The organism is Flavobacterium davisii, from assembly GCF_042182265.1.
Taxonomy (GTDB): Bacteria; Bacteroidota; Bacteroidia; order Flavobacteriales; family Flavobacteriaceae; genus Flavobacterium; species Flavobacterium davisii.
Window position 1 is genome coordinate 806,115 of record NZ_CP097869.1, and the last position, 16,185, is coordinate 822,299.

Genomic DNA, 16,185 nt, shown 5'->3' on the forward strand with positions numbered 1-16,185 from the left:
TAATATAAAAACGCACTATATAGTTAATGTGATATGAATAAAAACGAAGGTTTCTTTTTTCCGTTCTTATCAATAAAACCAAAATTTTTCTGTTTATTTTTTATCCAAAATCTATTCCCAAAAACGCTGTCAGGTACAATTGGAAAATCATAAAGAGTCCAAGAAATAAATGAGATATCGTTATTCCTAAAATATTCTTGCATTCCTTTATGATATTGTGCCTGACTTTTTTTAGAGTTTCCAAACCAGTTCCAAAAGTTTTTATTAGATGATAAACCAAATTCACCCACAATAACAGGTTTTTTTGTCTTTTTTACTACTAAATGATATGAATCTAAAAAAGTTTTGGGTTCTTCATAATAATGAAAAGAAATAAAATCTACTTTATCTTTAAGAATTTCTGCTGATTCTTTATTAGAATAACCAATTGTTAGGAGATGTTTTCTATCTATTTGTTTTATCATATCAATCATATTTTCTAGCCAAGGAATTACGTTTTGTTTTTTCCTTTTTTCAAAATCTAAATTAGGTTCGTTTTTTATATCCCAGGCTAATATATTGTCTAATTCAGTACATGCTGTAACAATTTTTTCGGCATGACGATGCGTTAATGTCCAACTTTCAATAGAATAATCACTATAAAAATCAAACAATGTTACAATAACAAATAAATTATTATTCTTTGCCATTTTTATAATTTGAATTAATTTATCTAGTTTATCTTTTTTAATATCTGCTTTTCCAAAATCTTCATACGGCACAAAAATTCTGATTGTATTTAAATTAGCTTTTTTAATGATTCTAAAATCTTTATTGATAACTGTAGAATCATATTTTTTCCCATACATATCCCAAGGCGAATCTTTGGGATAGTAATTTATTCCTTTTATTTTAAAAGGAATTCCTGACTTACAAATTTTTTGGTTTTGGATAGTAAAAATTCCTTTTTCGTTTTGTTCGCTTTTTTCGGGTTCCTTCGTCATTTTTACAATATGTCGTACTCGCCAGTAACCATCTTCTAACAATAAGATGACTTTATACAAAGAAGTGTCTTTAACAGAAGCTATAAATTTTTTATTTTTATATATATTTTGAAACTCGACAACATTTTTATCTGTTATAACAACTTGTTGTCCGTCTTCACTATAAAATTCTAGCTTTAAATGATGCTTCAAAGTAGTGTTATCTATCGTAATCTTTTGGGTTTTATTTTCTTTTATAATTTTTTTTAATTGATTGTAACTATTTTGAGTAAAATAATCTGCTAAACCTGCATTTATATTTTTATTTAAAGCATTATTTTTAACATACCAAGAAAATAGATACTGTTTTTCTATAGTTTTTAATGTTTGAGGTTCTATTTCTCTACCTTCATTTCCATCTTTTTCCCATTCAACTTTAGGTAGGTAAGTATTTATAGGTTCTTTATCTAAATGTAATATGGCAGCTCTATCTGCCCCTGAATTCATAAAGGCAATTATAGAACTTAGTCCATATAATATTAATAGGTTGAGCAAAATAAAGGAGCTTATTAAAATGAAACGATAACTATTTTTGTTATTTATTATAGCCATACAAGATCTTCTGTGTTTTTATTGTCTTTCCTAAAACTGATATTTCAAATGAATAGGCATCCGCTCGGAATTCTTCTTCTTGAAAATTAAAATAGGCAATGCCTTTTAAAGTATTTTCTTTAATTTCAGCAACAAGGTTCTTTTTTCTATATACGTTAACACTAACTGCAATACCATCCGGAACTAATTGTTCCATATAGCTTCTTATAGGTCCTACAGTTAGAGTTCTATTATTTATAAATTTGTAAGGAATTTGAACTGTAATATTTTTATAGTCAATATTTATGGTATTACTTTCTGCCATACCATTTACAAACGCTTTTACATTATATTTTTCTTTATGATCTGGATGTAAAATTTGAGTTGTGGCAATTCCTTTTATTGTATTTCCTTGTGTAGTAAGAAAAATACCTTTTGAATTTTTTATTAAAAAATTTATTTGAGTTGCATCACTTACAATATTTCCAAATTTATCTTTTATTGTACTAGTAGACAATGTGGTTATTTGATTTCCATCGGCAAAAAAATGAGGTCTTGTATAATTAATAGAAAAATCTGTTGGTATATTAGGATAGATTACAGCTTCAAATTCTTTTGTGGTTGAAGTATTAACTAAAGCGGATAAAAATATTTTACCTGATTTTGTTGGTGCAAATGTATTTTTCCAAGCAATCAAATTTTTTGTTAAAATTATATCATTCTGAATATTGTTAAAAAAATGTTCTTTATAATCGACCCTTGTATTGGTAGGCATTGGGTTATCGTAAATATCTGATGGTATAGTAACAAACATTACAAAGTGGGGAGGTCCTGCCAAAGTACTTGGAGGTCCTAAATAAGCTTCTAAAGGTTTTGATGAAATGATAGTAGGATAAATCTCTGTATTTCCTTTTAATATAATTTTTTCTTCATGTATAAGACACCACGAAATATTACCTGTTTTTTGGGTATATATAGCAGGTATTTCAAAAAAAAGAAAATTGTTTTTCCGTTTTCCATACAAAATTGTTTTTCCGTACGAATGATTAATAAAAAGCCAGCTATTATCAGGTGCTATAAATTGAAAAGAAATTTTCTTTCCTGCCTCACTTTTAAGTATTGGATTAATTAATTCATATCTTCTAGAAGTATTATAAAAGCTTGTAAACCCACAGAATAGGACAAAAATAATAAAAGTAAAAATGCTCTTTTTTTGCTTCATAACCTTGGATTACCAATAAAATTATTTAAACTTATTTTGATAAATGCAAATCCTTTTCCTTCAACTTTTTGTAATTGATTTAGTTCATTTCCATTATTTTTTTCAAAAACGAATCGAGCAATTGATTCGTTTGAAATACCATTTATAAAACAATTTTTAATATTTGAATTAATTATTTTTATATTACTTAAATCTAGTAATTTATAATCAAAGAATTGTTTTCTTTGAATTCGTATTCCTTCATTTATAAAATAATGATCCACATAAATAAGTTCTTTATTATCGTTATAATAGGATATAATTAATTCTGATATTGTAACTTCTTGTGTTCCGAAATTAAAAAGGCTTCCTTTTAATCTATCTTTCTTTATTTGTAAATCATAAAAAGATACAAAATTGTACAGATCAGTCGTAACTACATTTCCTTCTCCATGTAAATTGAATCTAACAGGTTTTGATTTAAAAATTTTGGGTGAAAACTCATTAGGATTAAAAGTCTTCGGTTTTACCTCTGTATTTTTTAACCAAGCAATCTCTTCAAATTCTATCTTAAAAGGAGTTGTTTCTTTAGGATTTAATTTATGCTTTATGGTATATTTTGAATTATAAGAAGCTACCATAACATTATTATCATCATACAACTCTCCTTTTAGAATAACATCTGCAGGAACATTATCAATGTTTTGAAGGGTTCCAATAACTTCAAATCTATTATTTTGCTCTACTAGTGAAGCTGAAAGAATTTCTAAATCAGGTTGTCTTAAAACATCTTCATGATATGTTTGTTGGGTTGTAATTCTTCTTCTTCCTTGTTTATAAAATACTGTTTGATTATTACTAAAAAGTTCATCGGGAGGAATATCTGTATCTTTTTTATCTGGTACTATATACCATTTTCTGTTTTTTTTATTTACAAAATGAGTAAATGTTTTATAAATCATTTTTAATGGAGTAATCCATTTTGTTTGGGCAATAACTTTTGCATTTTCAGGCCCAATAAATACCGTTTTAACAGCAATAGAATCTAGTTTTCCATAGGAATTTATAATACCATCACTTACTGAAATTTCGAGCATAAACTGTGAAAATGGATAATTTTTTTGGGGAAATGTTAAGTTATAAGCTTCTTTAAAATTTTTATGATCTAAATCATTATAAAAGGATTTAACTACATTTTCAGGTGTCAGTTGTTTATCAACATCTCTATAAAGGAAATATAAGCTAATTATAATAATTAAAGAAAGTAAAATCCCCCAGTAATGTAAAATTAAAATCATTTTTTGATTAAATACATCGTAATATAATTTATATTCTTTAAAATTGGTTAAGTTTTTGGTATTTGTTTTTAAGGCTTGCATCCAAATCATCTGTATATTGAGTACAAAAGCTATAATAATGGTGAGCATAGGTATAATCCCCCACATTAATTTTAAATAATAAGGATTTTCATCTTTTGGTAAAATTTTAGAAAGAGGTTTTACACTAATTTTTTCCCAAACCATAATACCATTTTCTAGTAAACCTATTCTGTGCCAACCGCAGAAATAAAGTATGGGATCGTAAAATTTATCATTTGAAAAAATGTATTTCAAATTATATTTTTCAGGAACTGTAAGAAACTGCTGTAAGGAACCTATCCCTTCTAATCCTCTGAATTTTGAATTTTCCAAACGTTCAACTGCTCTAGAAGTTAATTCTGGAAGACGCCTTGCAGAATGATAATTCCCATCCACTGTCATAGCCTTTGTTAAAGTGGATAAATAAGCCATTTGATCCCCAAAACCTAATGGCAAAAAACGCCATTGATCGTGTTGATCTTGATTTAGAAAATTAACAATAGGCAACATGTCAATTTTTTTAGGTTGTAACGGTCTACAATAACTTAAAGTAATTGTAAAGATGGCTAGAAATATCATCCCACCACCATACAAGCCAATAATAAATTTATGATATACACTTCCATATTTGTCTTGTATTGCTTTTTTTAAATCACCTTCAATTAATCTATAAGCAAATTCTCCAAACATAGGTAAACACATAATACTTCCCCAAAAAGTAAAACGATCTAATGTTAAAATATTAAAAGCATTAGATCCTAAAATTTTAATGGGTAACGGAGTCGTTCCTCCTGTTCCTAATAAGGTAAGAATTGCTAACGATAAACCAAAGAAAATGTAACGTTTAGAATAAAATCTGTAAAAAAAATAAGGCAATAGAAATAATAATATTCCCCAAGGAATTACAAAAAAAACCAATCCTGATGAAGTCACTTCAATAAAGTTATCTCTACTCCCATGCGGAATTGGAACTTGAGTAATGGGATTTTTTTTTGAATTAATCCAATAAGGTAAAATACAAAAAACGATTAGTACAATAACACTAAAACCAAATACAATAATTCTTTTTAATAGTTGAACTAATGTTCTTAGAAAAAGTTGAATTCTAACCTCTTCAAATGAGTTAGTTGATTCACGTGCTTTATCTATAATTGTCATACCTATAAGTGGTGCTATAAAAAAAACCATTCCAAATATAGGCGTAACATGATGAGAACAAACTGTTACAGCAATTAGTGATAATGCGTTTAAGTAATGTTTGAGATGTCCTTTCCTTATAAATAAATAAATTTCAGGTAAGGAGTGCATTAATATAGAAATTCCTATTATACTGGGAAGCTGACCAAAAATATGTAGCGCTTCTACAAACGAAGAAGAAATTACTGCAATTATTGACGCGTGTCCAGCTACAAATCTATTATTAGAAATGAGTAATGAAAATCTGTAAACACCTGTAATAAATAATATGACCCCTGTAATAGCTATCAAAAACAAACTAATTTTTAAACCTACCACATAAGACAATAGCCCAATACACTGATGTACTAATGGGGGATAACTCATTACACTAAAACCTGTGTACCAACTATAATTCCAAGATTCAAACCAATTTTGAGCATAATGATTACCAAAAAAAAGATGAATTAGTGCGTCATACGTATTTTCTAAGGTAAAAAATATTGCACTACCATGAAAAACGACCCCAATTAAAAGAGCTGAAATAAGATATTTATTTGAAGGTTCTCTCACACTACTAAGAATAAAGCTTGCATTGTAAATGTAATAGCAAAAATTAATTTTCGAAAATATTGTATCGTTATAAACCAACCATTCGTCGAAACAAATATTTATATTTATCTAAAATACTAAAAATGACGTCTACTTGAGTTTAATTTAGTTATACAATCAACTAAAAAACACAAAAATGAAAAAAATATTAACTATAGATGATCAACAGCTCGTATTATTATCTTTAGAAATGTATTTAACAGATTTAGGATTTGAGGTTTATAGTTGTAATAATGTTCATGATGCTATTCAATTATATGATCAGATTGAACCCGATTTGGTTATAGTTGATATGAATATGCCAGTATTACCCTCTTCTATTTCTAATATCTCTAAAGAAGATATTGACAATAATGCACACGGTCTTAAGATCGTTAAATATATTAAAATGGGGAGAAAAAGTAACACTCCTGTTATTGTTTTATCTGGTAATACGCAAGAAAATGTCATATTAGAGGGATTTGATTTGGGTGCTGACGACTATTTAAAAAAACCACTTAGTTTAAACGAAATAGGAGCACGTGTAAAAAAAATACTTGGAACTCCTAAGGTTGTAGAAAATATAGATCATAATAATCAATTTCTACAAGAAAAAGTTATAGGTGTTGTCATTCCCTGTTATAATGAAGAAAAAAGATTACTCAGTACTGAATTTAAAAGCTTTATCAAAACAAATTTGGGCTATCACCTATGCTTTGTAAATGATGGGAGTACAGATAATACCCTAAAAGTTTTAAATGAATTATGTGAAGGAAACCTTAATAATATGAGTGTTTATAATTGTTCAAAAAATGGAGGTAAAGCAGAAGCTGTTCGATTAGGAATGCTGCACTTAGCATCACTTAATCAATTTGATTTCATCGGTTTTTTAGATGCCGATTTGTCTACAGATTTTACAGATTTTCACAAATTAGTTGACACAATCAAGGGTTCTGAATACAAAATTGTGAGTGGTTCTAGAATAGATAGAATGGGGGCTGAAATTACAAAAGAATCTGCTAGAAAAATCATCTCGATGACTATAAATTTTATCATTAGAAAGACGCTAGGAATGGAATTTAAGGACACTCAATGCGGAGCCAAAGTCATGATACCAGAAATAATTGAAAAAACATTTCAAAAAAAATTCATTACAAAATGGTTGTTTGATGTAGAAATATTTATGAGAATGAAAAAAATTTATGGATCTGAAAATGCCCAAAAAATCATTTGTGAAGTTCCTTTAAAGAGATGGGTTCATGTGGATGGCTCAAAATTATCTTTTAAGGATTCTTTTAAAATAGTTTTTCAATTAGGAAAAATAGCTTTTTACTATAGATTGTTCCCCAATAATTAACAGTGAATTAATTTAAAAAAATGTTCAATTGATTTTAAATGTTTTAGAATTTTGTTTGTTTACTCGTTTTATGTAAGTTTTTGTCTTGTCCTAAAATAAGTTTATATAAAAATATAAACTTATTCGGACGAGACAAATCTTAATTTTATTCTGGGTGCCTGAAAAGTTAAACCCAGATTCCGCATTAGACTTCGTTGTGAAACAAAATTTTTTAATAAATTCAAGTGCTCACGGAAAATTTTAGAAGAAGAAATAGTGAACTATTTTGATGATTAAAATTTGAGTACGTGCTTGAATTGGAAGAAAAATAAAGTGGAATAGATTTACTTCGTCTATTCGCTACGCTCGGGTCTAATGCGTAATTCTATCTAACTTAGCTAAAATTATTATATACGAGATAACACGATGTTTGATCATTAATTGTCTCAAGGACTTCCAAATGGAAGCCTTTTTACATTTCAGCCAAAATTTAAGAGGGGATAAATTCAACATTTTTTGCATAGGCTTCGCTGACAAGTACAAGTCAGCTCTCATTTGTCAAAGAACAATACTTTCTTGAAATCTGGGTTAAAACCAACGTCTAGTCTATCTCTTCTTTTTTGGTCTAATTGATATTATCAGTATTATATGGTTTCCTTATGATCGAAAATGAACAAAATTGCAATTCTTTTATGACAGCTTCAATTATTCTACATACAAAACAAGTCCTTTTAAATAATGACCTTCAGGATGATAAATATTAGTTGGATGATCAGGTCCTTGTCCCAATTTGTGTAAAACTCGAATAATTCTACCAGATTCTATGGCTGCTGCTGCTATGGTATTATAAAATAATACATCATCAATAACTTGTGAACATGAAAAAGTAAAAAGAATTCCCTTAGGAGCTAAAGCTTTTAACCCCGCTATATTTAATCTTTTATATGCTTGAGTTGCGGTATGCTTACTCTTTATACTTTTAGCAAAAGCAGGAGGATCTAGTACAATTAAATCATATATCTGATGATTTTCTTTCATAAAATTAAATACATCATCTGCCACAGGTTGATGATTCGCATTCGAAAAATTTAATTCCATATTTTTAGCCGCTAAATCAACCGCTTTTTGCGAAATATCAACAGACGTTACTAATTCAGCACCTGACTTCATAGCATAAATTGAAAAACCTCCTGTATAACAAAAAGTATTTAATACCTTTTTTCCTTTTGAAAATTCAGCTAATAATTTTCGGTTATCCCGTTGATCTAGAAAGAAACCTGTTTTTTGTCCTTCTACCCAATTTACAGAAAAAAGGATATGATTTTCTTTAGCTATTGTTTCTTTGGTATTTCCATATAAAAAGTAATCAGTTCCTGTATTAGGGAGTGTACCACTACTTTTACAATAGATCGTTTCACAATATGTTGGAAAAGCAGATTGAATAGTTTGTGCTATTTTTTCTATCTGGTAATAAATCCCTGATGAATGAGCTTGTAAAACCCAATGATTATTGTAAAAATCAATAATTAAACCAGGTATACCATCCCCTTCTCCATGAATAACACGAAAGGCATTAGTTACTTCTAAATTCAATAATTGAGTTCTTAAATTCCAAGCAGAAATCAGTTTTTGAGTCCAAAAATCATTTGTAAATTTTTCACTTCCAAAAGTAAGTAATCGTACTACAATACTGCCTTTATCACTAAAATAACCAGTCCCTAGTAATTGATTTTTAGCATCAACAACTTCTACCATTTCGCCATCTGCTATTTCTTGAGATACTCCGTAAACAGCTCCACTAAATACCCATGGATGACGACGTAAGATTGATTTTTCTTTTCCTTGTTTTAAAATTACTTTTGGAAAACTCATGATTCTTTTTTTTGCAAATGTAACTATAAAAAAAGAGACCGAACAAATTCGGTCTCTCAATATAGTTTTAATTACGTTTTATTTTTTAGCAAATTTCTTCGTTAATGTTTTTTGACCATCATTAATCTCAATTACATACATCCCTGTAGCTAAATCAGAAACATTAATTTCTTGATTTAATTTCCCTGATTTTAAAGGTTGTCCCATTAAGTTATAAATTTGATATGAAACGGCTCTATTATCTAGTAATCGTATATTTAGCACACCATTTGATGGATTTGGATAAATTTCCATATTATAATTGTTCGCTTCATCTGAAATTTCTGTACCAGAAGTAAGACCTGCAACGGCTGTAGCACCTATATTAACTGTATAATCTTCTACTTCACCATAAGGGAATGTTTCACAAGCTGTAGAAGCAGATCCATATTTCATTTGAACTCTCATTCTTGTTTGTCCTGCTAAAGCTGTAGTAGGAACTGTAAAAGTACCCGTTAAATTTCCTGAACTAGAAGAAGAACCTGATGCTACTTTTTCTGTTGATTCAAATGTACCATTTTTGTTATAGTCAACCCATACTGACCAGTATTCAGTATATGCAATACCCGCAAAACCTGCACTAAATGTAATAGTATTAGAGCCATAAGGTAGAGGTGCTACTTTAGACGTAAAGTTGCCATATCCTGCATTAGCAGCTGTTGCATTTGTCATACCATTTAATGCTACATAATCAATCCATTCGTCTGCTTGACTAGATCCTTTAGATGCACAATAAACAAGAGTTGAACCCGCAGAAGTAGTAACTGAAACAGCATTACTTGCAGCTGATAAATTGCCTGCTGCATCTTTCGCTTTTACAGTAAAATTATATGTTGTAGATGCTGTTAATCCTGATATAGTAGCACTAGTAGTAGCTGAAGATGCTAAAAGAGTAGTTCCATTATAGATATTATATCCTGTAACTCCAACATTATCAGTAGAAGCTGTCCAAGATAAAGTAGTAGATGTAGATGTAGTAGCTGAAGCCGCTAAGTTAGTTGGAGTAGTTGGAGCAGTCGTATCTGAAGTACCTCCTGAATAAGCTGCACCTATACCTACAGCATGCCAAGCATTAGTAGTAGCGATAACTTCTGGTGATCCTGCACCGTATAAATCAGTAGCTGCTTGAATAGCTCCTGTTCTTGCACTAGCATAATTTGAATTAGATGATAAATATACACTTTCTGTACGGAAGGCTATTTTTTCTGCTTTTGCAATAGTTATTCCTGTTACGTTAAAAGCATTTCCTATGTCGTTAGTTCCTGATCCTCCAACAGATAACAAATAAAACCAGTAATTCAATACTCCTGAATTGGTATGTACACCTCCTGAATCACCAGTTCCTGAATACCAATTAGTTCCTTTGTATGTGTCAGGCTGTCCTTCTGCATTAGGATTACTCATAGATCTTAGTGCTAAATGTCCTGATCTTCTTTCGATATCTTCTCCTATTAACCAAATTTGTTTATTTGCTTGTGCATAATTTTCAATACATGCTCCCCAGATATCAGAAAATCCTTCGTTCATAGCTCCTGATTCATTTTGGTACACAAGATTTGCTGTTTTTTCACAAACAGCATGTCCGATTTCATGACCACACACGTCTAATGAGGTTAGTGCATCAAAATAAGTACCACTCCCATCTCCATAGGTCATTCTAGTTCCATCCCAATAGGCATTATCATAATTATTTCCAAAATGCACATAACTATTAATTTTTGCCCCTACATTATCATAACTATTTCTACCATGAATATTTTTCCAATAATCATAGGTTTTTTCTGCTCCCCAATGAGCATCTAAAGCTGCATTATCTTTATTAGTATTGTTATATTCTGTAGCTGTCCAATTATTATCAGCATCTGTAAAATTTACAGCTGAACTATAGGTACTCCCTTTTTTCATGTTATAAGTTTGAATACCATTTCCTCTTCCCGTTTCAGATAATATATAAGAAGATCCACTTAAAGATGTTTCTATGGTTTGTGAACCACTATAACGAGTTGCAGCATTTGCTGCTACAAAAGCCATTGTATTCGTTTTAAACATATTTACATAAGTTCCTTCTGATGATCTTTTACCGTGGCTATGTTCACCTAAATGTTTAATAGTTGCATTATACAATAATATTTGACCATTTTGAGCGTCTACATACACATCACCTCTACTCAAAGGTTTTGTAGCGTAAATATCAAATTTATAAGCTAATTTAATGGTATTATTCTCAATTGGTAATAAAACTAACTCTCCTTGAGGTTTAGAATATTTATTAGCATTTGCCTCAGCAAAATCATCCCATAAGAACTCTTGTGCTCCCAAATGAGAAATAGCTCTTTGTAAAGCGACATCTGCTTTTATAGATGGATTAATATCTATATCACCAATATTATAATATTCCCCATTCATTGAATTTACTCTACCATTTTTAGAGTGTACTGAATAGGTAGCAAATTCAACTTTTATTCCTTTATGATATAACTGGTATTTGTCGTGAGAAAACCCCAAGTTATCAGAATCTGATTGCATTTTAGCTAAATCTTGGTTAGCTCTTAAACCTAGTTGCTCTTTAAATAAAGTTTTAACATCGGATGTTTTATAGATAGAGGACTCTTTAAACGAAACAAATGACGGCGTTCCGTTATCACTTTTTTCCTTTGTTCGAATATACTTATTGCTTTCCTGAGCAACGGTTGATAACGTAACTAATGACAATGCCATTATAGATGCTACGTTGTGTAATTGTTTTTTCATAACTAATAGTTTGTTTTGTTGATAAAATATTATTTAAATTATTTCACGACTAATATAGTATTTTTTTTTAAAATAAAAATATATAGTTATTTTTTTTATGTTTTTGCAATTAAAACATCTAAAAAAATAAAAAAATAAAAAAGGCGATAGAGAAAAATCTATCGCCTTTTTTAAAGAAATTTTTTTATACTAAAATGTCATTTCAGGTATATTTCCTTCAATGATTAATTCTGCTTCGGTAGCTTTTATAATTTCTTCAACAGATACACCAGGGGCACGCTCTAACAGCTTAAATCCTTTTGTGGTAATTTCTAAAACAGCTAATTCTGTAACTACTTTCTTAACACATCCCACACCAGTTAAGGGTAAAGTACACTTTTTTAGTATTTTTGATTCACCTGCTTTATTTACATGCATCATGGCTACAATAATATTTTCCGCAGAAGCTACTAAATCCATAGCGCCTCCCATCCCTTTTACCATTTTTCCTGGAATTTTCCAATTAGCAATATCACCATTTTCAGAAACTTCCATAGCTCCTAAAATGGTTAAGTCTACTTTTTGAGCGCGTATCATACCAAAACTGAATGCTGAATCGAAGAAACTTGCTCCAGCTAGAGTGGTTATAGTTTGCTTTCCTGCGTTGATGATATCAGCATCTTCTTCACCTTCAAAAGGGAAAGGTCCCATACCTAAAACACCGTTTTCCGATTGAAATTCAACAGAAATATCTTCACGAACATAATTGGCAACTAATGTAGGAATACCGATTCCAAGATTTACATAGTAGCCGTCTTTTACTTCTTTTGCTATGCGTTGTGCTATTTGATTTTTATCTAATGCCATAATAATTTATAAATTTATAAATGTAAAAATGTACTAATTTTTTGATTTACTTGTTGGTAGAATTTTATAAATTATTAGCGAAATCTCATTTATTTGAGTTTTCAAATTCTCATTGAAAGGATAAGATTTAGCTCTTTCACAAAGAATTAACCAATATTTTGTTTCTTCAACTTCTTTAGCAGCAATTTTTACTTTATGTATAAAATCTATTCTACTCTCAGCATTTTGTGCTTCATGAATATTAGCTCCAATACTCGTTCCACTTCTTAAAAGCTGATTTGCTACAACAAACTTCTTTTTATTTTCTAACTCTTCACAGAATAATTACATCTAATGCAAAATTTATGGTCTTAACTAAAATAACATTGTCATTACTCATAAATTATTACATTTTTAAATTGATGAATTATTGAATTATTGAATTTTAGTACGAACCGTACGTTGTTCAATTCTTTTTTCAAATTTATCTCCTTGAAAAATACGATTGATCATAATTCCTGGAATATGAATTTCATTCGGATCTAAAGTGCCTGCTGGTACCAATTCTTCTACCTCAGCAATAGTAATTTTTGCAGCGCCTGCCATAGGAGCGTTGAAATTACGAGCTGTTCCTTTGAAAATTAGGTTACCTGCTTCATCTCCTTTCCAAGCTTTTACAATCGAAAAATCAGCTTGAAACGCATGTTCTAAAATATGCATTTTACCGTTAAATTCGCGTACTTCTTTTCCCTCTGCTACTTCTGTTCCGTATCCTGCTGGGGTAAAAAACGCTGGAATACCTGCTTGGGCAGCACGGCATTTTTCAGCCAAAGTCCCTTGTGGTGTTAATTCTACTTCTAACTCACCTGAAAGCATTTGACGTTCAAATTCAGCATTTTCTCCTACATAAGAAGAAATCATTTTTTTTATTTGATGTTTTTGTAATAGTAATCCCAGACCAAAATCATCTACGCCTGCATTGTTCGAAATACAAGTTAAATTTTTTATACCTTTATTTACTAATTCTGTAATACTATTTTCAGGAATGCCACAAAGTCCGAAACCACCAAGCATAATGGTCATTCCGTCTTGAATTCCTTCTAAAGCTTCTTGTACGTTGTTAACTTTTCTTGATATCATAGTTGTGTTTATAAACCAAATTCGTCTGTGTTTTGTTCTTCTTCAGGTTTTACTCTTATGGAGTCATTAGCTGTACTATCATTTTCTCTTCTTGAATGAGAAGGTGCTGAATAACAGTCTACTTTAATTTTCAAATCGCTTGGTTTTTCAAAAGCTTCTTTTGAAATATTGAGCGTTGGATCTGCATAACATTTTTTCATAAAAAGTCCCCAAATAGGCAACGCCATAGTAGCACCTTGACCTGCTGCTAACGTTTTAAAATGGGCTGATCTATCTTCATTTCCTACCCAAACACCTGTTGCTAAATTAGGTACCATCCCTATAAACCAACCGTCTGATTGATTTTGCGAAGTACCGGTTTTTCCTGCAATAGGATTTTTAAACATATAAGGATATCCCGTTACTCTATTGTATTTCCATCCACCTCCTTGTGTACGTAAACGATCTCCAGAACCTGATTCTGTAACGCCTTCTAATAATTTAATAACAGCATAGGAAACATCTTTACTTAATACGTCTTTGGATTCTAATTTAGGTTCAAAAATTACATTTCCGTTCTTGTCTTCTATTTTAGAGATGACTTGTGGTTTTAAATAAATACCTTGATTGGCAAAGGTGCTAAATGCAGCAACCATATCTCTTACGGTAATATCAACGGCACCTAAAGCAATAGAGGGTTGTGAGGGGATTTCTGTTTCTACTCCTAATTTTCTTAATAACGCAATTACAGCGTCAGGACCTGTCTTATCAATTAACTTGGCAGATACTGTATTAACAGAATTTGCTAGTGCTCTTTTTAAGGTCATCATTCCTCTATATCTTCTATCAGAATTTCGGGGTTCCCAATCTTCTGTAACATTATGCTTTCCTTTACGAATCATAAATGGGCCGTCTAAAATGGTATCACAAGGAGACATTCCTAATTGTTGTATAGCGGTTGCGTATACAAAAGGCTTGAAAGTAGATCCTACTTGACGGGCACCTAAACCTACGTGATCATATTGAAAATAACGGTAATCTATACCTCCCACCCAAGCTTTTACATGACCTGTTTGGGGTTCCATAGCCATTAAACCTGGCTGCAAGAAATGTTTATAATAACGAATGGAATCATAAGGGGTCATAAGTGTATCACGATCTCCTTTCCAAGTAAATACAGTCATTTTTGTTTTGATGTGAAAAGATTTTTTTATATCATCTTCTTCCATACCATTTTCAGATAAAATTCGCCAACGTTCAGAATTACGCATAGAACGATCCATTACTTTTTCAATTTCAGTATCCGTTATATTAACAAAAGGAGCTGTTTTATTTTTCTTTTGTTCTATAAAAAATTCTTGTTGTAAATTAGCTAAATGTTCTTTCATTGCTTCTTCTGCATACAACTGCATACGAGAATCAATAGTGGTATAAATTTTTAATCCATCTGAATAGATATTATAATCAGAACCATCTTCTTTTTTGTTTTCTTCAACCCATTTTTTCATATAATCACGAAGATATTCTCTAAAATAGGTAGCGGTTCCTTCATTATATTTTTCGGGCGAAAAGGTTAGTTTTATAGGTTTTGCTTGATAGTTTTCTTTTTGTGTAGTGGTTAAAAAACCATTTTTTTCCATTTGTTTCAAGACTACATTACGACGATCCCGTACTTTTTCTTCACGTTTTAATGGGTTAAATAGAGAAGGATTTTTTAACATTCCTACTAACATAGCTGATTCGTCTATTGTAAGTTGTTTGGGTTCTTTTGCAAAATATACTTTGGCCGCAGAACGTATTCCTACTGCGGTATTTACAAAATCAACTTTATTAAGATACATTGCTATAATTTCATTTTTGGTATATTGACGTTCTAAACGAATTGCAATAATCCATTCTTTTGCTTTTTGGATGAGTCCTATAATTTTAAATTTGGAACGTTCTCCATGAAAAAGTAACTTTGCTAATTGTTGTGTTAGGGTAGATGCCCCCCCATCTGTACCTAACTTTAAGGCTGCACTTAGCGTTCTTTTTCCATCAATTCCTGAATGTTCATAAAATCGTTCATCTTCGGTGGCTACGAGTGCTTTAACTAAATGTTTTGGTAAATCCTCATATTTTACGGGTGTTCTATTTTCATTAAAAAATTTACCAATAACCACTCCATCTGATGAAATAATTTCAGTAGCTAGATTGGATTCTGGATTTTCTAATTCTTCAAAAGATGGCATGGAACCGAATAAGCCCCAAGAAGCAAAAAGGAAAAACAAAAAAACACCTCCAAATGCGTAGAGAAAGTATTTCCAAAATTTCTTTACATAAGGGTCATAATCTGGTTTACGAGTGTTTAATTTTTGAGCCATA

General features: G+C 30.5%; 9 protein-coding genes and 1 pseudogene. 1 reads left to right on the forward strand and 9 read right to left on the reverse strand.

What is annotated here, in order from left to right; genetic code table 11:
• Window positions 1-23: 23 nt before the first annotated feature.
• The 3 genes from NAB20_RS03340 to NAB20_RS03350 are packed head-to-tail and all read right to left on the reverse strand — an operon-like array spanning window position 24 to window position 5,861.
• Window positions 24-1,574: a glycosyl hydrolase gene (locus tag NAB20_RS03340; RefSeq protein ID WP_375605496.1), complete on the reverse strand. Its 1,551-nt coding sequence runs from the start codon at window positions 1,572-1,574 to the stop codon at window positions 24-26.
• Entirely contained in the window at window positions 1,558-2,775 is a 1,218-nt protein-coding gene (locus tag NAB20_RS03345; protein WP_105196215.1) for an Ig-like domain-containing protein, read from the reverse strand. Before NAB20_RS03345 ends, NAB20_RS03340 begins: the two co-directional genes overlap by 17 nt.
• Entirely contained in the window at window positions 2,772-5,861 is a 3,090-nt protein-coding gene (locus tag NAB20_RS03350) for a hypothetical protein (protein WP_375605497.1), read from the reverse strand. The genes NAB20_RS03345 and NAB20_RS03350 overlap by 4 nt, the downstream gene beginning before the upstream one ends.
• 175 nt (window positions 5,862-6,036) lie before the next feature.
• Here NAB20_RS03350 and NAB20_RS03355 point away from each other — a divergent pair, with 175 nt between their 5' ends.
• Window positions 6,037-7,236 (forward strand): glycosyltransferase, encoded by a 1,200-nt coding sequence (locus NAB20_RS03355; RefSeq protein WP_088390680.1) that lies wholly within the window; start codon window positions 6,037-6,039, stop codon window positions 7,234-7,236.
• A gap of 684 nt (window positions 7,237-7,920) precedes the next feature.
• Here the strand turns inward: NAB20_RS03355 and NAB20_RS03360 are convergent.
• The 6 genes and pseudogenes from NAB20_RS03360 to NAB20_RS03385 form a co-directional block, all read right to left on the reverse strand.
• On the reverse strand, window positions 7,921-9,087 hold the full coding sequence (locus NAB20_RS03360; RefSeq protein WP_105196212.1) for a class I SAM-dependent rRNA methyltransferase: 1,167 nt from the start codon (window positions 9,085-9,087) through the stop codon (window positions 7,921-7,923).
• A gap of 78 nt (window positions 9,088-9,165) precedes the next feature.
• Entirely contained in the window at window positions 9,166-11,877 is a 2,712-nt protein-coding gene (locus tag NAB20_RS03365) for a M4 family metallopeptidase (RefSeq protein WP_105196211.1), read from the reverse strand.
• Window positions 11,878-12,066: 189 nt separating this feature from the next.
• Window positions 12,067-12,723 (reverse strand): CoA transferase subunit B, encoded by a 657-nt coding sequence (locus NAB20_RS03370; RefSeq protein ID WP_088392477.1) that lies wholly within the window; start codon window positions 12,721-12,723, stop codon window positions 12,067-12,069.
• 33 nt (window positions 12,724-12,756) lie between these two features.
• Window positions 12,757-12,981, reverse strand: a pseudogene (locus tag NAB20_RS03375) (four helix bundle protein); the annotation flags it as partial.
• Between the two features lie 156 nt (window positions 12,982-13,137).
• Window positions 13,138-13,842, reverse strand: coding sequence for a CoA transferase subunit A (locus NAB20_RS03380; RefSeq protein ID WP_088392475.1), 705 nt, complete (start codon window positions 13,840-13,842; stop codon window positions 13,138-13,140).
• 8 nt (window positions 13,843-13,850) lie between these two features.
• Window positions 13,851-16,184: a penicillin-binding protein 1A gene (locus NAB20_RS03385; protein ID WP_088392473.1), complete on the reverse strand. Its 2,334-nt coding sequence runs from the start codon at window positions 16,182-16,184 to the stop codon at window positions 13,851-13,853.
• Window position 16,185: the final 1 nt, after the last annotated feature.

Coding starts and splice junctions, on each gene's coding strand:
- NAB20_RS03340 (WP_375605496.1), bottom strand. CDS start 1,574: ATGGCTATAATAAATAACAAAAATAGTTATCGTTTCATTTTAATAAGC.
- NAB20_RS03345 (WP_105196215.1), bottom strand. CDS start 2,775: ATGAAGCAAAAAAAGAGCATTTTTACTTTTATTATTTTTGTCCTATTC.
- NAB20_RS03355 (WP_088390680.1), top strand. CDS start 6,037: ATGAAAAAAATATTAACTATAGATGATCAACAGCTCGTATTATTATCT.
- NAB20_RS03360 (WP_105196212.1), bottom strand. CDS start 9,087: ATGAGTTTTCCAAAAGTAATTTTAAAACAAGGAAAAGAAAAATCAATC.
- NAB20_RS03365 (WP_105196211.1), bottom strand. CDS start 11,877: ATGAAAAAACAATTACACAACGTAGCATCTATAATGGCATTGTCATTA.
- NAB20_RS03370 (WP_088392477.1), bottom strand. CDS start 12,723: ATGGCATTAGATAAAAATCAAATAGCACAACGCATAGCAAAAGAAGTA.
- NAB20_RS03380 (WP_088392475.1), bottom strand. CDS start 13,842: ATGATATCAAGAAAAGTTAACAACGTACAAGAAGCTTTAGAAGGAATT.
- NAB20_RS03385 (WP_088392473.1), bottom strand. CDS start 16,184: ATGGCTCAAAAATTAAACACTCGTAAACCAGATTATGACCCTTATGTA.